Raw genomic sequence first — 20,813 nt, forward strand, 5'->3', positions numbered from 1 at the left:
ATGAAGAATATTCTTCGCTTAATTCTATTTATAGCACTTGTTTTTATTGGCAGTTTAGTATTGTATTCAGATTTTAATACGGAAAAGTCTGATAATAAAGCAATAGCAGTTGTTAAAAAATAAAGCTAGCATTTAAAATAGAACTCTAATTTACTTTTCGTGAGTTTACAATTTTATTGTTATTTACTTAAGTAAAACCTAAAACATGAAAAACTTTTTTAGTTAAAAGAGTTGTCCCCAATCGAGTGATACTATCGTTTAATTTCGGTAGTTAAATTAATAAAATATTGATTTGATTGGTTATGCCCGAATGCAATATTCGGGCATTTTGGCGTTTAATATTATAGTGTTAACTTTAATGATATTCAGCGTGAGTTTAGAGTTGTGCATTTACTTTTTGCTGAATTAATAGTGCTGTGTTTTTAATATATCTTCGTTATATTTACCTCATGCGAATAATTCTATTTTTATGTTTACTTATATCATCAGTTTTGGTGGCACAAGACGATGTTTTGGCAAAAGAATATTATAAAAATGGTAATTTTGAAAAGGCTTTAATTGGATACCAAAAGCTGTATTCTAAATCAAAATCTAACATTACTTACATTAAACAAATTGTTGATATTCATCAGCAACTTGAGCAATATAAAAAGGCTGAGGCATTTTTACTCGAGATAATAGGTAGAACTAATTATCCAGCATTTTATGTTAATCTAGGGTATAATTATCAATTGCAAGATATGCCCGAAAAGGCCAACGAAAACTTTAATATTGCAATAAACAGTTTATCTGTAAACCCTAATAATGCATATGCTGTTGCACGAAGTTTTCAAGATTACGCACTGCTCGATAAGGCTGCAATTACCTATGAAAAGGCAATGGAATTAAAACCAACACTTAATTTAAAGCTGCCTTTAGCACAAATTTATGGCGAAAATGGAAACATTGAAAAAATGATGTTAAACTACGTAGATTTTGCCCAGAATAATCCAGTTTCAATAAATAATATTAAGCGTGCATTAAATAGTTTTATAAGCGAAGATAGTAATGCTGAGAGTAATGTAATTTTACGAAAATTACTCATCAAAAAAATACAACAAGAACCTAATGTATTGTGGAATGAGCTTTTAAGTTGGTTATTTATTCAGCAAAAAGATTTCAATAAAGCATTTGCCCAAGAAAAAGCTATTAATGCTAGAACTCAAGACGGGTTAGTGCGTATTATGAATTTAGGTAAAATTGCCGAAAAGGACACCGCACTAGACACAGCAACATCAATATATAATTATGTAATTGAAAATGCTCAAGATAGTGATACTAAACTTATGGCGTTTTACGATATGCTTCAAATTAAAACAAAGGAAGTACAACCAGACGATTTTAAAGATTTGCAGAATACTTATTTAGAGCTTTTTGATACCTACGGAAAGTTTGCACAAACACTAAATTTACAAATAGCGTATGCTCATTTTTTGGCCTTTTATATGAATGAAACTGATGTAGCTACTGCATTTTTAGAAGACGCACTAAAATTACCGCTTAATGCTACACAAAAAGCTGAGATTAAATTAGAACTAGGAGATATTTTGGTGCTAAAAGAGGCGTTTAATAAGGCGTTAATATACTATACCCAAATTCAACGAAATTTAAAGAATAGTGAGGTGTCTCAAATGGCGCGTTTTAAAGTGGCAAAAGCAAGTTACTATAAGGGCGATTTTAAATGGGCTGAGTCTCAACTAAAAATTTTAAAATCGTCAACCTCTCAATTAATAGCAAATGATGCTTTAGATTTAAAATTGTTGATTACAGATAATAAGTATGAAGATTCTTTGCAAACAGCATTAAAGCGTTATGCTAAAGCAGATTTGTTGGCGTTTCAAAATAGAAATAATGAGGCAATTGCATTATTAAATACAATTATAGAAGAGCACAAAACAGAACCTATAATTCCACAAGCATTATACAAGCAAGGGCAGCTTTTTGAAATCCAAAAAAAGTATGATAACGCTGCTGTAAATTATCAAAAAATAATTGATAATTACAATGATGGTATTTTGGTAGACAATGCCATTTATAGTCTTGCTGAATTATACTTGTACCATTTAAATATGCCAGAAAAAGCACAGGAGCTTTACAAAGTTTTGGTATTTAATCATGCAGATAGTATTTATTTTGTAGATGCAAGAAAACAATTTAGAAAGCTTCGTGGTGATGCTATTAATTAATTTATAATTTCATAAAAATGAGTTTTGATTTTAATGAGATTATAGGTTTTGGAGCTGCAGTTTTAACTACTATTGCCTTTTTACCACAAGTGTTTAAAACTTGGAAAACAAAAGATGCGTCTAGTTTATCTTTGCCTATGTTAATTTTATTCCTAATAGGCATTTTACTTTGGCTAATTTATGGTATTGTAAAGCATAGTCCTTCTATGATTTTTGCGAATGCTATTACAGTAGTGTCAACCCTATTATTGCTGTATTTCAAAATAAAATATACGAAGTAATCCTGTTTAATTTAACTATTTTGGTTTATAGCATATCTCTACGTCAATAGGTTTTAAATCAATATCTATTATAGAATTCTTAATGTATTGTTAAATTAAGTATGAAAAATTTATAAATAACAATGTATTTGTGTTTATTTTCAATTCAATGTTTTAATATTGCAACTTGTTTAAAACATATTAGATAATTAAAAAATTGATATATGAAAATTGGTGTTCCTATTGAAATAAAAAACAACGAAAATCGTGTAGGGATGACACCTTCTGGTGTTTTCGAATTAACAAAAAGAAATCACGCTGTGTACATTCAAAAAAATGCAGGATATAATAGTGGTTTTTTAGACGAAGATTATATAGATGCAGGTGCAACCATACTTAACACTATAGAAGAGGTTTACAGTATAGCTGATATGATTGTTAAGGTAAAAGAACCTATTGAAAAGGAATATAGTTTGATTAAGGAAGACCAAGTTGTATTCACCTATTTTCATTTTGCTTCAAGTGAAGTATTAACAAATGCTATGGTTGATAGTAAAGCTATTTGTATTGCTTATGAAACTGTAGAGGATAATGATGGTGCTTTACCGCTATTAATACCAATGTCTGAAGTTGCAGGAAGAATGTCTATCCAACAAGGTGCTAAATATTTAGAAAAACCTATTATGGGGCGTGGTATTTTATTAGGAGGTATCCCAGGAGTACCACCAGCTAAAGTATTAATATTAGGTGCAGGTATTGTGGGGATACAAGCAGCACGTATGGCTTCTGGTTTAGGAGCAAACGTATTTATTTTAGATATTAACATGAAAGCATTACGCCATGTAAGTGAGGTAATGCCAAATAATGTGATAAGTGAATTTTCTAGTGAATATAATATAAGAAGACATATTAAAGATGCCGATTTAATTATTGGTGGCGTTTTGATTAAAGGCGCAAAAGCCCCAAAGTTAATTACAAAAGAAATGCTTAAAGATATGCAACCAGGAACTGTAATGGTTGATGTTGCGGTAGACCAAGGTGGCTGTTTTGAGACTACAAAGCCTACAACACACCAAGATCCTACCTATATTATTGATGATGTTGTACATTACAGTGTAGCAAATATGCCTGGTGCAGTACCTTACACCTCTACTATGGGGTTAACTAATGTAACATTGCCTTATGTAATTAAACTTGCAGATATGGGTTGGGAAAACGCATGTAAAAAACATACAGATCTTGCCAAAGGACTTAATGTAGTAAAGGGAAAAATAGTATACAAAGAAATTGCAGAAGCGTTTGATTTAAAGTTTGAAGAACTTTAAAATTCGTTATGACAAAATTTCATATTATAAAAGTGGTGTAATTATTGTTATCTTTATTTCGAATTTAAAAATGAAATTATGTTTGGATATTATATATTAATTGGAGCCGTAATGCTTGCAAGTTGGGCTGTAAGTAATACTTTAAAACGCAAGTTTGCAAAATATTCTAAAGTTCAACTTAGAAACGGTATGAGTGGTGCTGAAGTAGCACAAAAAATGCTAGCAGACCATGGGATTTCTGATGTAGAAGTTATTTCTACACCAGGGCGCTTAACAGACCATTACAATCCTAAAAATAAAACAGTTAATTTAAGTGAAGCGGTATATAACCAAAGAAATGCTGCTGCAGCTGCAGTTGCAGCTCACGAAGTTGGGCATGCAGTACAACATGCACAAGCCTATAGTTGGTTACAAATGCGCTCAACCTTAGTGCCTATGGTAAGTGTAACTTCTGGAATGTCTCAGTGGTTAATTATTGGGGGTTTAGTTTTAGGTGGTGCTGCTGGTTTAGGTTTAGGCTGGTGGGTTGCTGTAGCTGGTTTAGTAATGATGGGAGCTGCTACATTATTTAGCTTTGTAACATTACCTGTAGAGTACGATGCTAGTAACAGAGCTTTAGCATGGTTAAAGAATAAAAATATTGTAACCCCAGACGAGTATAAGGGTTCTGAAGATGCACTAAAATGGGCAGCAAGAACGTATTTAGTGGCTGCAATAGGTGCGTTGGCTAACTTACTGTATTGGGCACTTCAAGTATTTGGAAGAGATTAATTTTAGAAATACATTTTATAAAAAGCTCTGAGTAAATTCAGGGCTTTTTTATTATTTTAAAGTTTAAGTTATAACATGAATATGTCTAATCCGCAAGAATATTATAATACACATTTAGAAAAATACAAATTAAAATCTAAAAAGCTATACACACAAATGGCTACTCTAAGTGTATTACGTTTAATGGTATTTTTAGCAACTAGCATTGGTATTTATTTTTGCTTTTCTTTTTGGCAAATAGCTGTTTTAATTGGTGTAGTTGGTACAGTATTATTTATTTATGTATTATCAAAGCACACGGATACTAAAAAACAAAAACAATTTTACGATGCTCTAGTAAAAATAAATACTGATGAAATTACTATTGCATCAGGCGATTTTCATAATAGAGCAGATGGTTTAGAGTTACAAGACTCCAAGCATTATTATAGCTTAGATATCGATTTATTTGGAAAAGGTTCCTTTTTTCAATTTATAAATAGAACAAGTATTTCAGAAGGTGAAGTAGAACTAGCAAATGCATTAAAAGCAAATGCTATAGATAATGTGGAAACTAGGCAAAAGGCAATACAAGAGTTAGCATTAAAACCCAAATGGCGACAATTTTACAGTGCTAATGCTAGTTTGGTTGCTGTTGAAACTTCAGCAAATTCTATTATAAAATGGTTAGAGTGCTATAAATCTTTTTTACCAAAATTAATAAAGTGGGTGCCTTTAGTTTTTACCACAATTACAGTATTGATAGTTGTGTTAACGGTAGCAGAAATTGTAAGTCAATTACTCATTGGCTATTGGTTGTTTTTTGGTTTAATACTTACGGGATTATATGTTAAAAAAATTAATCAATTGTCTGTAAACGTAGATAAGGTTAAAGATACATTTAGGCAATATGCTATGTTGTTAGATTTAATTGAGAATGAAACTTTTAAAACAAAATTATTACAGCAAAAGCAACATCAAATCACATCAGATAAAGAAAAAGCATCTGTAATATTTAAAAAACTATCCAAGTCGTTAGATGCGCTCGATAATAGAAATAATATTATTGGTGCTATTTTTGGAAATGGTTTGTTTTTAACCGATATAAAAAACACGTATCGTATTGAGCAATGGATAGCCCAATATGGTACAAAAGTTACAGACTGGTTTAATGCCGTATCGTTTTTTGATGCTTATAATTCCTTAGCTAATTATACGTTTAATCATCCAGTATTTGTGTTTCCAAGTATTGCTAAAGATCGTAAAACTCTTGAAGTGAAAGCATTAGGACATCCGCTTATTGATACACAAAAAAGAGTAAATAGTGATGTTAGTATCACTGGCGAGCAGTTTTTTATAATTACTGGCGCAAATATGGCAGGAAAAAGTACGTTTTTAAGAACAATTTCTTTACATATTGTTATGGCAAACGTTGGGTTACCCGTTTGTGCAACATCTAGTGTGTACTACCCTGTAAAGCTTATTACAAGCATGAGAACATCAGATTCGTTAACAGATGATAGTTCTTATTTCTTTTCAGAATTAACCAGATTAAAATTTATAGTAGATACCATTAAAAACGAGCCTTACTTTATAGTGCTAGACGAAATATTAAAAGGCACAAATAGTACAGATAAAGCTATAGGTTCTAAAAAGTTTGTGGAGAAACTTGTAGCTACTAATGCAACTGGTATTATTGCAACACACGATTTAAGTTTGTGCGATATGGCTAAGGAATTAGATGCTGTGAAAAACTACTATTTTGATGCCGAAATTATAAATGATGAATTGTACTTTGATTATAAACTAAAACAAGGGATTTGTAAAAATATGAATGCTTCCTTTTTGTTGAAAAAAATGGATATCGTTTAATCTGTGATGAACGTGTAATTGTGACTTTATATAGACAGGTAGTGTCTAATTTATAAAGGATTACAGCTTATGAAAAACGTGAAGAGATTTGTATTGTTATTGCTATTAATTTTAACAGGTTCTATAGTATTTGCTCAAGAAGTAAAAGTGAATGATAACGTTTACGAAATAAAAAAAGACTTAATTTTTATAAATGATGTAGATGTTACTAATACGTTGTCAGAGGAAGAGAAATCTAAAATTTTAGCTGCATTTGAGCAAAAGAAGTTAGATATGGCTAAAGCTAAGTTATCTAAAGAAAAAATTGATAAGGCTGAAAAAGCACAAGAAAGGGCTGAGAAACAACAAAAGAAAGCGGAAAAAAAGCAAAAGAAAGCCGAAAAAGAAATGAAGCAAAAAGTTAAGGCCCAAACCAATTATGATAAAGCTATTAAAACTTACGAGGACGCTACAACTAAATACGAAAAATTAAAAAAGAAAGGTAAACTTTCGCCTATTGACGAAGAGAAATGGTTAGAGAAGATAGAAAAGTTGAATTCTAAAATAGAAAAAACGAAAGCTAAATTAAAATAAGACTTTTGCGGTATTTGCATAATATCTAGTTTGTTACTTTTAAAATAAGTAATATCTTAAGAGTCCAAAAAAACTTTAGTTTTATGGACTTTTTTTTGTGATAAAATATTTAATCGTTAGAATTTAATATGCAAGACGACTTAAAAATAGCACTAATACAAAGCGATTTAGTTTGGGAAAACCCAGAGCAAAATCGCTTAAATTTCACTAAAAAAATAAATACTATTTCTCATAGTGTTGATGTTATTATTCTTCCTGAAATGTTTACTAGTGGTTTTACAATGCATCCTAAAGATGTTGCCGAAACTATGGATGGTATTACGGTATCTTGGATGAAAAATATGGCCAGTAAAATAAATGCTGCTATTACAGGAAGCATAGTAATTAAACACGGCGAAAATTATTTTAACCGTTTATTATTTGTAACACCCACTGGCGAAATAATGTACTACGATAAACGCCACACATTTACTTTAGCAGGGGAAGATAAAGTATACACAGCAGGAAGCAAGAAAATTGTTATTACGTACAAAGGGTGGAAAATTTGCCCACTAATTTGTTATGATTTACGGTTTCCAGTTTGGGCAAGAAATACTGAGGGTTATGATGTTTTAATTTATGTAGCCAATTGGCCCAAACCAAGAATTGATGCTTGGAATGCCTTACTTAAAGCTAGAGCTATAGAAAATATGAGCTATTGTATTGGTGTAAATAGAGTAGGTTTAGATGCTGAAAATAACACATATAATGGCTGTTCTGCAGTGTATGATGTTTTAGGTGAAAAATTAACAGACTTACAATTAAACCAAGAAGATATTCAAATGGTGAATTTGAGTAAAAATCATATCAATATTTATAGAAATACTTTAAAGTTTTTAGAGGATAGAGATGATTTTAGTCTTTTAAAGTAAAACTGGTTTCTTGTTCCCAACCTGCGCGTACTTCATCAATTTGCGTTTCAGAGTGTTTTACAACCTCTGGTTGAGTTTTAAGAAGGTAATTACCAGTATCAAATACTTTATTTCCGTTAGAATCAAAAATCACCCTAATAAAATAATTTCCAGGACTAATATTCAAAAAATCAAATACTCTCTCTTCAGTGGCGTATTGTTCATATTTAATCTCGCCTTTTTCGGTGGTTAGTTGCACAATTATAGGGTAAACCGCATTAAAAATATTTAAACGTAAATTACCATAGCTATCCTGCTTTCTTGTGCTTAGAGAGTATCTAATAGTGTCATTTGTATTACTAAAAAAATCGGTAAAAGCTTCAGGTAGTACTTGTATATTATAAGAGTTATCCTCTGTTTTATCAAAACCTAAAGTGTAAGCATTATTTAAAGTATCAAAAGACTTTACAGAAAATTCGATAGGTAAAGAGTCTTTGTCCATCATCGAAATTTTAGAAGCATCAAATCTTACAAACGGAATATTTCCAGAAATTTTAAAATCTTCATCATAACTAATAGTTCCGCTAGGTGTTGCTTCTAATATTAAAGAATCACGTTCTTTGTCTTTAATTCTTACCGTATAAGATTTAGTAACTTGTGGATGTTTAATATTTAAAACTAGCGAGTCTAATTCTAGTTTTGGGGTGTACCAATAGTATAAAGTATCTGTTTTTTTGTCTTTAGTAATTTTATAGTCAAAATCTTCAGGTACTTCAGACTCTAAAGTAAACTTTACACCTTCAGGATCGCCTTCATAACCAATCATTATTTTTTCTCCGTTTACAAGTAATGGTCTAGTAGGTTTGAAATCATTAATTTCATTAAACAATTTTAAATTATAAGTACTATCAGTGGGCAATGTTATAAACTCTTTTTTAAAAGCAATCTGATCTGATTTTTGCTGAAATTTATTATCTCCATTTTTATCTTTCAAAGCTACTAACATATACTTGCCAGCTTTAGCATTTTCAATGGTATAAGTAGTAAGGCTATCTAGTGTGTTAGTAATGTATTTTGGTGTTTCTTTGTACACTATAGAATCTGTGAATGTAGAGTCTACTTCAAATAACATTACAGAAACAAAGGTTTCTGGTTCTCGTAATAAAGCATCTGTAATGGTTCCAGATACTGTTAAAGAATCTATAGTATTTCCTGTAGAAAATACATAACGATAATAAGTATAAGGGTTGCCTTCATTATTATCCTCTATACTATTACCAAAATTAAAGGCATAGGTAGTATTTGGCGGTAAAGTATCATATATTCTTATTCTAATCATTTTACTGGCGCTACCTAAAGGTGTAATTTCAGGTTGCGTTTTCATTGGTGGCGAAATAATTAATTGTTTCTGTAAATTTTTAATTTTGATGTATTCGTCAAAAACAATTTTTATTTCTTTTTCCTTAAAATTAGTAGAGTAGTTTTCTGGAGATGTGCTTACAATTTTAGGTGGTGTAATATCTTTGTCTCCACCTTCTGGCGTACCTCTATTGGCACAGTTTATAAAAATACAGCCTATAATTACTGCTAAAAGAAAGTTAAAAAACGTGTTACGCATTACTTTAATTAAATTTTAAGCAAACCTACATAAAATTTACCTTAAAATTAAACGTAAAATTTACTAAGCTATTGCCATGGTAGCAATACTTATTTTTATAATTTTTGCTTGATTTAGTGCTGAAGTGCAAGCCTCTAAAGTAGCACCGGTAGTAATAATATCATCTACTAAAAGCACATGTTTGTTTTCTATTTTTAAGATGTTTTTTACAGCAAACAATTCATTATTATTTTGCCATCTTGCTAAACGTCCTTTGGTGGTTTGCGATTTGGTATTCGATATTTTTACCAAAACATCATCTACATACTCCGCATCAATAGCATTTGCAATTTGTTGCCCAAATTTAGTAACTTGGTTGTACCCTCGCTTTTTAAGTTTTTTTGCATACATGGGCACAGGTATTACCATATCAATAGCCTTGTAAGCTTCAATTTGAGCCAATTCTCCACCCAACCAATCGCCTAAAAGTTTACCAATATGCTCATAGCCTCTGTATTTTAAACCGTGTATCAATTGTTGTACAGGGCCATCTTTTTCAAACCTAAACAATGCCGTGGCATGCTCTAGTTTTGCTCTACCTCTCAAAACTTTTTTAACACTATCGTTATTATTAAAATGAAAATCAGTAACCGGTAAATCATGCCTGCAATCAATACAAATAGTGTATTCATTATCAGAAAGATGATGAGAACAGGCGTAACACACCCTTGGAAAAAATAGATTAATGAGGGATTTCAAAATTTAAATATCTATTAAAATTACAAAATGCAGGAAATAATAGCAAGATAAAGTTAAAAATAACTAATATTTTTTAAAATGCTAATTATCTGAATATCAATACATATATGTTTATAAATTTTTTTTTAAATAAAATGATTACTCTAAACTATCTCATGACTGTGCCAACTACTTATTAAACCAATATTTAGGTGGAGGCCAATTTACACTTGGCGAAAATTACTATGGTTCGGCAGGAGTACCAGAATTTAATAGCCCGTTCAATCCAAATATAGCCATTGGTACAAATTTAAATGCTATTGCCAAACGCGATGAGTTTACCTATTTAAATAATGTATTAGCAGCACTATTAAACGATAGCGTACATAGGCCAGAATATAAAGGGCAAATTATAAGGGAGGTTTTTCAGGCTAACAATATAAATATACCATTAGGTTTAGATAATGCAACACTAGCCAATTACTTTAATTTTGAACCTACAGAAGCAGACAAGATACGTATTGATCATGCCAGAGGGCATGGCGTGAAAAGCAATTTAGATCAATATTTAAAAGATCTCAAGGCATTTCATGAAGACGTACAAGATATGTTACAAAATGCACCATCGGGTATGGATCAATTGGCCTATGTAGATTATGAAAATAGGGTAGCAGAAGTATTAAATTTTACCAATGATGATGGCGCAATGGCTATTGCCGATATGTTTACCAACGAGATAGCCAGAAATAATTTTTTAAAGCTACAACACCACCAAGCAATTACTGATAGTGCTCATGATATTCTAGAAACAGGATTTGCAGAAGGGTTGGAGTTTACCAAGATGGTAGATCGAGACCCCGAAGGATTGCGGCTTGTAAATCAAGAAGTAGCAGAAATATCTGCTATAGATGATATTGCCGAAGATATAGGAGAAAATGGTAGCAGTTTTTGGCCTCAAAATGCAGAAGAATGGCAGGCTTTTGGTGAGATGATGGTGCCCTTACTTGGTGAAATATTAATAGGCTTTACCCCTGCAGGCGATTATTACGACCTTTTAAACTCCATAGATTCAGGTGACGTATTAGGTGCTTCTTTAGCTATTGGTGGTATAATAATTAGTTCTACAAGTTTAGGGCCTATAAAAGGTGCTATAAAAGGTGCTAGGGCTTTTAGGAAAGCTTTAAAGTTATATCGTAAAGTAAGAGGTGTTTTAGGGGCAGTGAGTAAAGTTACTAAAAAAGGATATCAAGTTGTAGTTGAAGCAGGTCAGTTAGTTTTAAAGAAAGCAGGTGAAGTTATTGCCAGAGGAGATGATGCTGTTAAAAAACTTTTAAGAGCACTAGATAAAACTTTAGATGCTATTTATGATACTCAAAAAGGTGTGATAGATAAGTTTAGAGGAAACACTATAAAAGGTGCAAGTAGAAATGCTAAAGGTGTTTTTGGAGAAGTTGCTACAGATGTTAAATTTGCAGAGAATGGATTTGAAGCATTACATATTAGAAAAGGACAAAATGGAGATTTGCTAGATGGTTGGGGAGAATCTGGTATTGATCATGTATTTAGAAAAGATGGAAAGTTTTATATTATTGAATCTAAATATGGATCGGCTAGATTAGGAAATACTTTGGATGGTAAACAAATGAGTGATAATTGGATTAGAGGTGGAACAAGGTTGTTAGATGCAGTTGGACCTGGTACAGCAAGCGATATTTTGCGTGATGGATATATACGGGTTTTATCTACTGTGACTGAAAATGGAACAACTGTATTAAAAAAATTAGATAGATTTGGTAATGTAATTGGGATTTTTACGTTTAATTGATTTATGAGAGATACAATAAAGGGGCTTGATTATTTTAGAAATTATATAGCTAACGGTAGTATACTGCACAAAAAGCGTGTTAAAGAAATATCTCAGAAAAAAGTACCAAAAGAAAGAATAGAAATAGTAAAAGCAGATATGTCCAAAAATCAGCTTTACATCTGTATTGCAAAATATTCAAGTGGATATCCAGTAGTAAATCTTTTAGAAGATTATTATTCTGCTGTCTATTTAAGCTATGAAGGATGGAAGGGGAAAGGATCTTGGAAAATTAATGATGGTGAAATTGATTTAAACCAATATGGAATAAGTGCATATAATCAAATGTTAAATATGTTGTCTTTAGGATATTTATTCAATATTCCTTCTGAAAAATTTCAGACTTTAGTGGAAATAATAGATAGAGACGGAATTAAGGATGAATTATTTGAATTTATTATTTCTGCAAAACTATCTGATAGACAACCAATAGAATCAGAAAGTTATCAAAGGTATTTTGGTATTCCAGAAGCTTATAGCAGACTAAGAAACATTATTGATTTACCTAACAAAGAGGAAGCAGCAGAACAAATGGATATGTATTTAAAAAAAGATTGGTATAATATACAAAAGGATACGGGGGTTAAAGACCTACATAATAGTAGACATGATATTTATTATGGTTACTGGAGTTTTGAGGCTGCTGCAGTGGTTAAAATTATGGGGCTAGACGATAGCAGTTTTATTGATAACCAGTATTATCCAAAAGATTTAGTGCATCCACCAATGGAAGAGCCCAAGAAAAAGGGTTTTTTAGGCAGGTTGGGGCTATAAGATTATAATACTTTGACAATTTTAGCACCGAAGCCTAAAAACTTAGGTGTTTTTTTTAATGCCCTTAGAAAATAGAAAATAGAAAAAATGAAAAAACAAATAGTACTGCTTGCTTTATGTGTGGCAAGTGTATGTAGTAGCCAAGAAAAAGAAGAACGGTTTACTATAACAAAGGGGAATTGGCTGTTAGGTGGCTCCATAAATTACAGCTCACAAAAGAATAAAGAGGTTTCTGGAAACACAGAAACAACAGGTACAAGACTTATTGTGTCACCAAAAGTAGGTTATGCAATTAATGATAATTTGGTTATTGGTACAGGTATAGATTACCTACATGCGAACGGGCAAATAGCCCCTGAAACACAGTTTAGTGTCCCAAATTCAAAAAGCAATTTTATAGGTTTATCACCTTTTATAACAAGGTATTTTAACATTACTAAAGCATTACTTTTTGATGTAGAAGGGCAATTTAGTTATTCGGTTGGAAAAACAGAAAATACAGATATACCTTTAAGCTTAGATAGTACGTTTTTAGCAATAAATATAATTCCGGGTATTACGTATAGCATTAACAACAATCTAGCTTTTAAACTTAATTTAGGCGGGTTAAGCTATTTGAGGTTTAAAGCTGAAATTGAATCTGACTTCTCTGATACTAAAGAAACTCAGGATAGTTTCGGATTTAATTTTCAAACGTCTAATCTAAGCGTTGGTGTAATCTATGTTTTGCGATAAACCAACAAAAACAAGTAAAATCAATAAATTTAAAATCATGAAATTTCATATATACCTATTAGCTTTATTAACTACTACTTTAATTTACAGTCAAGAAGAAGAAAAATTCACTATTACTAAAGGCACTAAAGAAATAGGGTTGTCGTTAAATTACAGTTACCAAAAAAGTAAAGAAGATGGTACTGATGTAAACCCAGTTACACATAATTTTTTAGTTGCGCCATCGGTAGGTTATGCTATAAAAAATAATTTAGTAATTGGTGCTGAAGTTAGATTTTCTGCACTTAGAGAAACAACAGATGTTGAGGCATCTCGAAGATTTTTAGGTCCCGATTTACAAACTTATGGCATTGGCTTCTTTCCTTATATTAAAAAATATTTTAGTATCAGTAAAGCTTTATTGTTTAACTTACAAGGACGTGTTGGTTATGAAGCTATTTCACAGGAAGATTTCAATACAAATCAAACTATAGAAGCAAATCAATTTAGCTTAGGAATAACGCCTGGTTTTACATTTAGTTTAAATAATAAACTGGCATTTGTAGCAGATTTTGGGTTTATAGGATACTCTAGCACAAAAAATGAAGATTCGAGAAATTTTGTTCGAGATAGTAAGCGAGAAAATTTTGATATAAGATTTAATGCATCAGATCTATTGGTTGGGTTAGTTTATTTTATAAAATAGTGATGCCGTTTAATATTTAGGAAGTCTTTTGTTTTAAAACCAAATATTTCTATTATTCTCATAAATAAGTTCATTACACTTTTATATTTTTGCAGCTATGGCAAATCAAGACGATACATTTAAGAAGGTTATTTCGCATGCTAAGGAATATGGTTATGTATTTCAAAGTAGTGAAATTTATGATGGTTTAAGCGCAGTTTACGACTACGCACAAAACGGTGCAGAATTAAAAAAGAATATTAGAGACTACTGGTGGCGTGCCATGGTACAGATGAATGAAAATATTGTAGGTATAGATGCTGCAATTTTTATGCATCCCACGACATGGAAAGCCTCTGGGCATGTAGATGCGTTTAACGACCCTTTAATTGATAATAAAGATTCTAAAAAACGCTATCGTGCCGATGTGTTAATTGAAGATTACTGCGCTAAAATTGAAGCGAAAATTGATAAAGAGGTAAAAAAAGCAGCAAAACGCTTTGGAGCTGCTTTTAATAAAGAAGAGTTTTTGTCTACAAATGCTCGTGTTGTTGGTTATCAAGAAAAGATAAATACTATTTTGTCTAGAATGGCAAAGTCTTTAGAAAATGAAGATTTGGCTGATGTGAAAGCGTTGATAGAAGAACTAGCCATTGCAGACCCAATGACCGGAAGTAAAAATTGGACGGATGTAAAGCAGTTTAATTTAATGTTTGGTACAAAGTTAGGTGCATCTGCTGAAACTGCGATGGATTTATATTTAAGACCAGAAACCGCACAAGGTATTTTTGTAAACTTTTTAAACGTACAAAAAACAAGCCGTTTAAAAATTCCGTTTGGTATTGCGCAAACAGGTAAAGCTTTTAGAAATGAAATTGTTGCAAGACAATTTATTTTTAGAATGCGTGAGTTTGAGCAGATGGAAATGCAATTTTTTATTAAACCTGGCACCCAAGGGAAATGGTATGAGCATTGGAAAGCGCATAGAATGAAGTGGCATTTATCATTAGGTTTGGGCGAAGAGAATTACCGTTTTCACGACCATGAAAAGTTGGCACATTACGCCGATGCTGCTGCTGATATTGAGTTTAAATTTCCTTTTGGATTTAAAGAACTTGAAGGTATACATTCTAGAACCGATTTTGATTTAAAAGCCCATGAAGAACATTCGGGTAAAAAATTACAGTATTACGATAACGAAGATAAAGAGAGTTATACACCGTATGTGTTAGAAACATCTATAGGTTTAGACCGTATGTTTTTAGCTGTTTTTTCTAATGCGTTAGAAGAAGAAGATTTGGGCGATGGTAAAACACGAACGGTTTTAAAATTGCCATCGGTTTTAGCGCCAACAAAAGCAGCAATATTTCCATTATTAGCTAAAGATGGTTTGCCTGAAGTAGCAAAACAAATTGTTGAAGACCTAAAGTGGGATTTCAATGTGATTTATGAAGAAAAAGATACAGTAGGAAAGCGCTATAGAAGGCAAGATGCTAATGGTACACCATTTTGTATCACAGTAGATCATGATACGTTACAAGATAATACGGTCACCATTCGTCATAGAGACACCATGGCGCAAGAACGTGTTAAAATTGATGATTTAAGAGCCATTATTAAAAAAGAAGTTGATGTACGTCATTGGTTAATGAAAATGAAGTAATACTATCTTTGAAAAAAGAAATAAAGAGCAATAAAAAAATGCCTTAACAGAATTGTTAAGGCATTTTTTTATTTGTAATCTGTAATAGATGTTAAAATCTATACCCTAAATTTATACCACCTTTACCTATAAATTCAAAGTCTTGCTCATTATTATTGAATAGGTTTCTACCTAACCCAACACCAATTTCGGCTATAAAACCACTTTTTGTAACCCATTTTCCACCTATACCAATACCTAAGGCAAAATCAGTAGTTTCATTTGTGGTTATCCTGCTATCAAAATCATTATTATTAAAAGCAAAAGTATCTGTTGAGTTTAGCATTCCAAATCCTTCTACGTAAAATCCTGAAGCATATTTTTTTCCAAAATAAAAACGGTAATAAGGCGATATAAAATAGTTTACATCGTCTACATCATCATCAATAGGAAAAAAAACTGTGATACCCGCACCAGATTCTTCATTTAAAGTTCTTTCGTAAGTCAACTCTAATGCTCCAACAATTAGGAAGAGTCCGTTTAGTTTTAGTTCATTAAAGTTAGTTGAAGTATCGCTAGTATTAGTTTTACTATCCTTTGCTTGAGAAAAAGAAGTATTAAAAGCAAATAACGCTAAAAGCGCTAAAAGACATATTTTTTTCATATTTGTTATAGATTAGTTAGCTGTTACGATAACATTATTTATAATGTTTTATTGCAAAGTATTGTAAGTTTTTTAAATTATATTTTAACTTGACGTTGTATCAACTGCGATAAAGAAATAAAAGTTTCTGTACGCGATACACCATTCATTTCTTGTATGGTATTTAATGTTTGCATTAGGTGATCATTACTTTTACAAATTACTTTTAAAAATACATTCCAGTTACCCGTGGTGTAATGGCATTCTAAAACTTCGGGTACTCGCTTTAAAAGTTTAATGATTAATGGTGCATCTGCAGCCTTGTCAAAATATACACCAACAAAAGCCATAGTATCAAACCCTAAAACTTCTGGGTTTACAACAAATTTAGAGCCAGCTAAAAGGCCAGATTTTTCTAATTTACGCAAGCGTTGATGAATTGCTGCTCCAGAAATACCAACGTTTCTAGCAATTTCTAGTATTGGCGTACGCGCATCTTCCATTAAAGTACGCAGTATTTTTTTATCTATACCATCAATTTCGGTCTGTTTTTTTTTAGCCATAAGTATTATAAATTAGAAGGTAAAAGTAGTAATTTGATTTCAAAAAGAAATATTTTTTTAACGTATAGTATTTGCGTTAAATAGTAAGTTTCTAGTTTAGGCTACTCTTACAGAGCAACTGCTAAAAAACTACCCTTTTTACATAACTTGCATGCATACCTCTGGTTAGGTAAGTTGCCTAAATAAAAAGATTGCATCAAATGTATTGCTACTAAACTTAAAAACCTTTCGCAAAGTGGCTATAGTTAAGTAAATTTGAGAAACTAAATTTATGTGTAAAAAATGACTAAAATTATATTAATTACAGCAGCAGTTATGGGTATGTTTGCCATTATTCTTGGGGCATTCGCATCTCACGGACTAAAAGCACATTTGTCTCCTGATAACCTTCAAACTTTTGAAACTGGCGTGCGCTACCAAATGTATCATGCACTATTTTTACTTTTTGTGGGCAGTTCTTCACTTGTTGCACCGCAATACAAAACCATAATTTTTTACCTTGTAATTGCTGGTGTTATTTTGTTTTCTGGTTCTATTTATGGTCTTGCAACTAATGCGTTATCAAATTTTGACTTTAAAAAAATAGGATTTATAACTCCGATTGGCGGGTTGCTTTTAATTATATCTTGGATTGTAGTTATTGTGAATTTCTTAAAAATAAAGTCTTAAAATTAAAAATATTATATTTTTGATTTGAATATTTATCATAGTTTTGTGTAATAATCAATCAACAAATCATTTAAATTAATTTCTGTAAACATATGATGTCTTTAGAGCAATATGGTATAAAGAGTACAAAAATACATTATCAATTATCTTCCGAAGATTTACAACGTATCACTATAGAAAAGGGGCAAGGTGTTAAAGCTTCTTCTGGTGCTTTAGCTGTTAATACGGGTGAATTTACTGGTCGGTCTCCAAAAGATAGATTTATAGTTAAAGATGCAATAACAGAAGATAAAGTATGGTGGGGTACAATTAATATTCCTTTTTCTTCTGAAAACTTTGATAAGCTTTATGATAAAGTTGTGGAATATTTATCTAATAAAGAGGTATTTGTTAGGGATTGTTATGCGTGTGCAGATGCTGACTATAAATTAAATATTCGGGTGATTAATGAGTATCCTTGGAGTAATATGTTTGCCTACAATATGTTTTTAAGGCCAACAACTGAGGAGTTAGAGCAGTTTGAGGCACAATGGACAGTAATAAATGCACCGAGTTTTATGGCAGATGCTAATGTTGATGGCACACGTCAACATAATTTTGCCATTTTAAACTTTACAAAAAAAATTGCTTTAATTGGAGGTACAGGGTATACTGGTGAAATTAAAAAAGGGATTTTTTCAGCATTAAATTTTATACTTCCTGTAGAAAAGAATACGTTACCAATGCATTGTAGTGCTAATGTTGGTAAGGCTGGTGATACAGCTATTTTCTTCGGATTATCTGGTACAGGTAAAACTACGCTTTCTACCGATGCTAATCGTAGCTTAATTGGCGATGATGAACACGGTTGGACTAATGAGAATTCTGTTTTTAATTTTGAAGGTGGTTGTTACGCTAAAGTGATAAACCTATCAAGAGATAAAGAGCCTGAAATATATGACGCAATAAAGCCTGGTGCTATTCTTGAAAACGTAATTTTAAATGATGCAGGCGAGGTTAATTTTGAAGATACATATATTACTCAAAATACAAGAGTAAGTTACCCTATTCATCATATTGAAAATATAAAAGTACCATCTGTAGGTAAGAATCCTAAAAACATATTCTTTTTAACTGCCGACGCCTTTGGCGTTATACCACCTATTTCTAAATTAACGCCAAGTCAGGCTGCGTACCATTTTATTTCTGGTTATACAGCTAAAGTAGCTGGGACAGAAGCTGGTATAAAGGAGCCTCAACCTTCCTTTTCAGCATGTTTTGGTGCTCCCTTTATGCCTTTACATCCTGCTAAATACGCAGAAATGTTAAGTAATAAAATGATAGCTGCAGGGGTTAATGTGTGGTTAATTAACACAGGTTGGACTGGTGGACCTTACGGCGTTGGAACACGTATGGAATTAAAATATACGCGTGCTATGATAAATGCGGTATTGGACGGTGATTTAGGGTTGTACAATTATGATGATTATCATATACATTCAGTATTTGGTGTAGCGCAACCTAGAAGTTGTCCTGGTGTACCAACCAGTGTTTTAAGTCCAAGAGCAACTTGGAATGACGATAAGGCATACTATACTACAGCTTTTAAACTCACCAATGCATTTAGAGAAAATTTTAAAAAGTTTGAAATGCACTGTAGTGAAGAAATAAGACGCGGAGGCCCTCAGCGTTATGCGTTTTAAATATTATTCTAAAATAATCAGCTCTTTTATGATTCCTTCATAGTTAGAAAGTTTGGTTTTACCTAGAACTCTTTCAATAAATGTTTTATAAAAAGTAAGAAAGCCGATACCGTGCATTCTTCTTTTATCATAATAATATCTTGAAAGATCAGTACCAGCTAACCAAATATCTTTTTCTGAATTTATAAGTATTGGATAAAAACAGTTATCATCAAATTGTGATATGTTGAAACGTATCAATGCCCATTTAGTGTCATATTTTATGTTGATATGCTCTCCTATCAAAAACAGCCAAAGAAGAAATGCGTTATCAGATTTTTTTATTTTTTTCATAATACAATCTGTAATAATCTCAATATTTTTTGCTTTCGAAATGTCCAATTTTCCTGTTTCAATCAATTGAAATAAACTACCAAGTTTAGCGTTTTGAGCTTTATTTATTTCGAGAATAAAACTTTGATTGTTGCAGACAACTTTACTTTTAAAAAACATAACTTCGATTTGTGTAAATTTAGTTTTTTTCAAATAAAAAAAGAGATGGCTAATAGCCATCTCTTTTAATATATGATTAAATAAAAAGTTTATTTCCCTTTATTAACCTTATCAATATATTTTTCTAATGCCATTGTCATAGAAGGAGTTTCAGGCGTTGGTGCAGAGATATCTACACGTAATCCTTTTTCTTCAACAGCTTTTATAGTTGTATTACCAAAAACAGCTATTCTAGTTTCATTTTGCTGAAAATCAGGAAAATTTTTAAATAATGATTCAATTCCAGAAGGGCTAAAAAACACTAAAACATCATAGTAAACATTAGCTAAATCTGATAAATCGCTTACCACAGTTTTATAAAATGTAGCTTGTTTCCAATCTACGCCTAATCCATCTAATGTAGCAGGAACAAGAGGTTTTACCTTATCAGTATTTGGTAATAAGAATTTTTCATCCTTATACTTTTTAATTAAAGGTGATAATTCTGCAAATGTGCGCTTACCCACATAAATTTTACGTTTTCTATAAACTACGTATTTTTGAAGGTAGTAGGCAACAGCTTCTGACTGACAAAAATATTTCATAGAATCTGGCACTTTAAAACGCATTTCGTCAGCTACTCTAAAAAAGTGATCAACCGCATTTCTACTTGTTAAAATAATAGCAGTATAGTTGTGTAAGTCTATTTTTTGATGCCTAATTTCTTTTGCTGGTACACCTTCTACGTGTATAAAAGGTCTAAAATCTATTTTTACTTTCTTCTTCTCTTCTAAATCAAAGTAAGGAGAGTTCTCAATTTTAGGTTCTGGCTGAGATACTAAAATGGTCTTCACTTTCATAGTTTCAAAATAGTTT

General features: G+C 31.6%; 21 protein-coding genes. 15 read left to right on the forward strand and 6 right to left on the reverse strand.

Annotated features, from left to right (window positions below; translation table 11 throughout):
* The 8 genes from ACKGJY_RS14765 (at window position 1) to ACKGJY_RS14800 (ending at window position 7,916) form a co-directional block, all read left to right on the forward strand.
* On the forward strand, window positions 1–123 hold the full coding sequence (locus tag ACKGJY_RS14765; protein WP_413974672.1) for a hypothetical protein: 123 nt from the start codon (window positions 1–3) through the stop codon (window positions 121–123).
* Window positions 124–449: 326 nt separating this feature from the next.
* Window positions 450–2,225, forward strand: a complete 1,776-nt coding sequence (locus ACKGJY_RS14770) for a tetratricopeptide repeat protein (protein WP_413974673.1) — start codon at window positions 450–452, stop codon at window positions 2,223–2,225.
* Window positions 2,226–2,242: 17 nt separating this feature from the next.
* The gene (locus ACKGJY_RS14775) at window positions 2,243–2,506 is read left to right on the forward strand and encodes a SemiSWEET family sugar transporter (RefSeq protein ID WP_413974674.1); all 264 of its coding nucleotides are present in this window, start codon (window positions 2,243–2,245) and stop codon (window positions 2,504–2,506) included.
* A 203-nt stretch (window positions 2,507–2,709) separates the two neighbouring features.
* Window positions 2,710–3,810, forward strand: a complete 1,101-nt coding sequence (gene ald, locus ACKGJY_RS14780) for an alanine dehydrogenase (RefSeq protein WP_413974675.1) — start codon at window positions 2,710–2,712, stop codon at window positions 3,808–3,810.
* 78 nt (window positions 3,811–3,888) lie between these two features.
* Window positions 3,889–4,581: a zinc metallopeptidase gene (locus ACKGJY_RS14785; RefSeq protein ID WP_413974676.1), complete on the forward strand. Its 693-nt coding sequence runs from the start codon at window positions 3,889–3,891 to the stop codon at window positions 4,579–4,581.
* Window positions 4,582–4,656: 75 nt separating this feature from the next.
* Window positions 4,657–6,432, forward strand: a complete 1,776-nt coding sequence (locus tag ACKGJY_RS14790) for a MutS-related protein (RefSeq protein ID WP_413974677.1) — start codon at window positions 4,657–4,659, stop codon at window positions 6,430–6,432.
* A 78-nt stretch (window positions 6,433–6,510) separates the two neighbouring features.
* Window positions 6,511–7,005, forward strand: a complete 495-nt coding sequence (locus ACKGJY_RS14795) for a hypothetical protein (protein WP_413974678.1) — start codon at window positions 6,511–6,513, stop codon at window positions 7,003–7,005.
* A gap of 128 nt (window positions 7,006–7,133) precedes the next feature.
* On the forward strand, window positions 7,134–7,916 hold the full coding sequence (locus ACKGJY_RS14800) for an amidohydrolase (RefSeq protein ID WP_413974679.1): 783 nt from the start codon (window positions 7,134–7,136) through the stop codon (window positions 7,914–7,916).
* On the opposite strand, the gene ACKGJY_RS14805 is transcribed toward ACKGJY_RS14800, so the two are convergent.
* Window positions 7,900–9,513, reverse strand: coding sequence for an Ig-like domain-containing protein (locus tag ACKGJY_RS14805; protein ID WP_413974680.1), 1,614 nt, complete (start codon window positions 9,511–9,513; stop codon window positions 7,900–7,902). The genes ACKGJY_RS14800 and ACKGJY_RS14805 overlap by 17 nt on opposite strands.
* Before the next feature lie 63 nt (window positions 9,514–9,576).
* On the reverse strand, window positions 9,577–10,251 hold the full coding sequence (locus tag ACKGJY_RS14810) for a ComF family protein (protein WP_413974681.1): 675 nt from the start codon (window positions 10,249–10,251) through the stop codon (window positions 9,577–9,579).
* Between the two features lie 523 nt (window positions 10,252–10,774).
* On the opposite strand from ACKGJY_RS14810, the gene ACKGJY_RS14815 reads away from it, so the two are divergent.
* From ACKGJY_RS14815 to ACKGJY_RS14835, 5 genes are all read left to right on the forward strand, one after another.
* A complete protein-coding gene (locus ACKGJY_RS14815; protein WP_413974682.1) occupies window positions 10,775–12,055 on the forward strand; it encodes a hypothetical protein in 1,281 nt (426 codons plus the stop codon).
* A gap of 3 nt (window positions 12,056–12,058) precedes the next feature.
* On the forward strand, window positions 12,059–12,868 hold the full coding sequence (locus ACKGJY_RS14820) for a PoNe immunity protein domain-containing protein (protein WP_413974683.1): 810 nt from the start codon (window positions 12,059–12,061) through the stop codon (window positions 12,866–12,868).
* An 87-nt stretch (window positions 12,869–12,955) separates the two neighbouring features.
* On the forward strand, window positions 12,956–13,603 hold the full coding sequence (locus tag ACKGJY_RS14825; RefSeq protein ID WP_413974684.1) for an outer membrane beta-barrel protein: 648 nt from the start codon (window positions 12,956–12,958) through the stop codon (window positions 13,601–13,603).
* Between the two features lie 37 nt (window positions 13,604–13,640).
* A complete protein-coding gene (locus ACKGJY_RS14830) occupies window positions 13,641–14,288 on the forward strand; it encodes an outer membrane beta-barrel protein (protein WP_413974685.1) in 648 nt (215 codons plus the stop codon).
* 97 nt (window positions 14,289–14,385) lie between these two features.
* A complete protein-coding gene (locus ACKGJY_RS14835) occupies window positions 14,386–15,930 on the forward strand; it encodes a glycine--tRNA ligase (RefSeq protein WP_413974686.1) in 1,545 nt (514 codons plus the stop codon).
* A gap of 91 nt (window positions 15,931–16,021) precedes the next feature.
* Here the strand turns inward: ACKGJY_RS14835 and ACKGJY_RS14840 are convergent, their stop codons facing one another.
* Both ACKGJY_RS14840 and ACKGJY_RS14845 read right to left on the reverse strand, forming a co-directional pair.
* On the reverse strand, window positions 16,022–16,573 hold the full coding sequence (locus tag ACKGJY_RS14840) for a DUF3575 domain-containing protein (protein ID WP_413974687.1): 552 nt from the start codon (window positions 16,571–16,573) through the stop codon (window positions 16,022–16,024).
* 77 nt (window positions 16,574–16,650) lie between these two features.
* The gene (locus ACKGJY_RS14845) at window positions 16,651–17,115 is read right to left on the reverse strand and encodes an Lrp/AsnC ligand binding domain-containing protein (RefSeq protein ID WP_413974688.1); all 465 of its coding nucleotides are present in this window, start codon (window positions 17,113–17,115) and stop codon (window positions 16,651–16,653) included.
* Between the two features lie 282 nt (window positions 17,116–17,397).
* On the opposite strand from ACKGJY_RS14845, the gene ACKGJY_RS14850 reads away from it, so the two are divergent.
* Together ACKGJY_RS14850 and pckA are read left to right on the forward strand one after the other, a co-directional pair.
* The gene (locus ACKGJY_RS14850; RefSeq protein ID WP_413974689.1) at window positions 17,398–17,784 is read left to right on the forward strand and encodes a DUF423 domain-containing protein; all 387 of its coding nucleotides are present in this window, start codon (window positions 17,398–17,400) and stop codon (window positions 17,782–17,784) included.
* A 95-nt stretch (window positions 17,785–17,879) separates the two neighbouring features.
* Window positions 17,880–19,466 (forward strand): phosphoenolpyruvate carboxykinase (ATP), encoded by a 1,587-nt coding sequence (pckA, locus tag ACKGJY_RS14855; RefSeq protein ID WP_413974723.1) that lies wholly within the window; start codon window positions 17,880–17,882, stop codon window positions 19,464–19,466.
* Window positions 19,467–19,469: 3 nt separating this feature from the next.
* Here the strand turns inward: pckA and ACKGJY_RS14860 are convergent, their stop codons facing one another.
* Complete coding sequence (locus ACKGJY_RS14860; RefSeq protein WP_413974690.1) at window positions 19,470–19,991, reverse strand: hypothetical protein; 522 nt, start codon at window positions 19,989–19,991, stop codon at window positions 19,470–19,472.
* 56 nt (window positions 19,992–20,047) lie between these two features.
* Window positions 20,048–20,797 (reverse strand): uroporphyrinogen-III synthase, encoded by a 750-nt coding sequence (locus ACKGJY_RS14865; RefSeq protein WP_413974691.1) that lies wholly within the window; start codon window positions 20,795–20,797, stop codon window positions 20,048–20,050.
* Window positions 20,798–20,813 lie beyond the last annotated feature (16 nt).

Origin of the sequence: Hyunsoonleella sp. 2307UL5-6 (genome assembly GCF_047345485.1) — a bacterium.
Classification (GTDB): domain Bacteria; phylum Bacteroidota; class Bacteroidia; order Flavobacteriales; family Flavobacteriaceae; genus Jejuia.

Bases quoted from the DNA above. Each gene is read 5' to 3' on its own strand.
- ACKGJY_RS14845 (WP_413974688.1), bottom strand. From the start codon at position 17,115: ATGGCTAAAAAAAAACAGACCGAAATTGATGGTATAGATAAAAAAATA.
- ACKGJY_RS14825 (WP_413974684.1), top strand. From the start codon at position 12,956: ATGAAAAAACAAATAGTACTGCTTGCTTTATGTGTGGCAAGTGTATGT.
- ACKGJY_RS14785 (WP_413974676.1), top strand. From the start codon at position 3,889: ATGTTTGGATATTATATATTAATTGGAGCCGTAATGCTTGCAAGTTGG.
- ACKGJY_RS14765 (WP_413974672.1), top strand. From the start codon at position 1: ATGAAGAATATTCTTCGCTTAATTCTATTTATAGCACTTGTTTTTATT.
- ACKGJY_RS14790 (WP_413974677.1), top strand. From the start codon at position 4,657: ATGAATATGTCTAATCCGCAAGAATATTATAATACACATTTAGAAAAA.
- ACKGJY_RS14805 (WP_413974680.1), bottom strand. From the start codon at position 9,513: ATGCGTAACACGTTTTTTAACTTTCTTTTAGCAGTAATTATAGGCTGT.
- ACKGJY_RS14850 (WP_413974689.1), top strand. From the start codon at position 17,398: ATGACTAAAATTATATTAATTACAGCAGCAGTTATGGGTATGTTTGCC.
- ACKGJY_RS14800 (WP_413974679.1), top strand. From the start codon at position 7,134: ATGCAAGACGACTTAAAAATAGCACTAATACAAAGCGATTTAGTTTGG.
- ACKGJY_RS14770 (WP_413974673.1), top strand. From the start codon at position 450: ATGCGAATAATTCTATTTTTATGTTTACTTATATCATCAGTTTTGGTG.
- ACKGJY_RS14775 (WP_413974674.1), top strand. From the start codon at position 2,243: ATGAGTTTTGATTTTAATGAGATTATAGGTTTTGGAGCTGCAGTTTTA.
- ACKGJY_RS14830 (WP_413974685.1), top strand. From the start codon at position 13,641: ATGAAATTTCATATATACCTATTAGCTTTATTAACTACTACTTTAATT.
- pckA (WP_413974723.1), top strand. From the start codon at position 17,880: ATGTCTTTAGAGCAATATGGTATAAAGAGTACAAAAATACATTATCAA.
- ald (WP_413974675.1), top strand. From the start codon at position 2,710: ATGAAAATTGGTGTTCCTATTGAAATAAAAAACAACGAAAATCGTGTA.
- ACKGJY_RS14835 (WP_413974686.1), top strand. From the start codon at position 14,386: ATGGCAAATCAAGACGATACATTTAAGAAGGTTATTTCGCATGCTAAG.
- ACKGJY_RS14840 (WP_413974687.1), bottom strand. From the start codon at position 16,573: ATGAAAAAAATATGTCTTTTAGCGCTTTTAGCGTTATTTGCTTTTAAT.
- ACKGJY_RS14820 (WP_413974683.1), top strand. From the start codon at position 12,059: ATGAGAGATACAATAAAGGGGCTTGATTATTTTAGAAATTATATAGCT.
- ACKGJY_RS14865 (WP_413974691.1), bottom strand. From the start codon at position 20,797: ATGAAAGTGAAGACCATTTTAGTATCTCAGCCAGAACCTAAAATTGAG.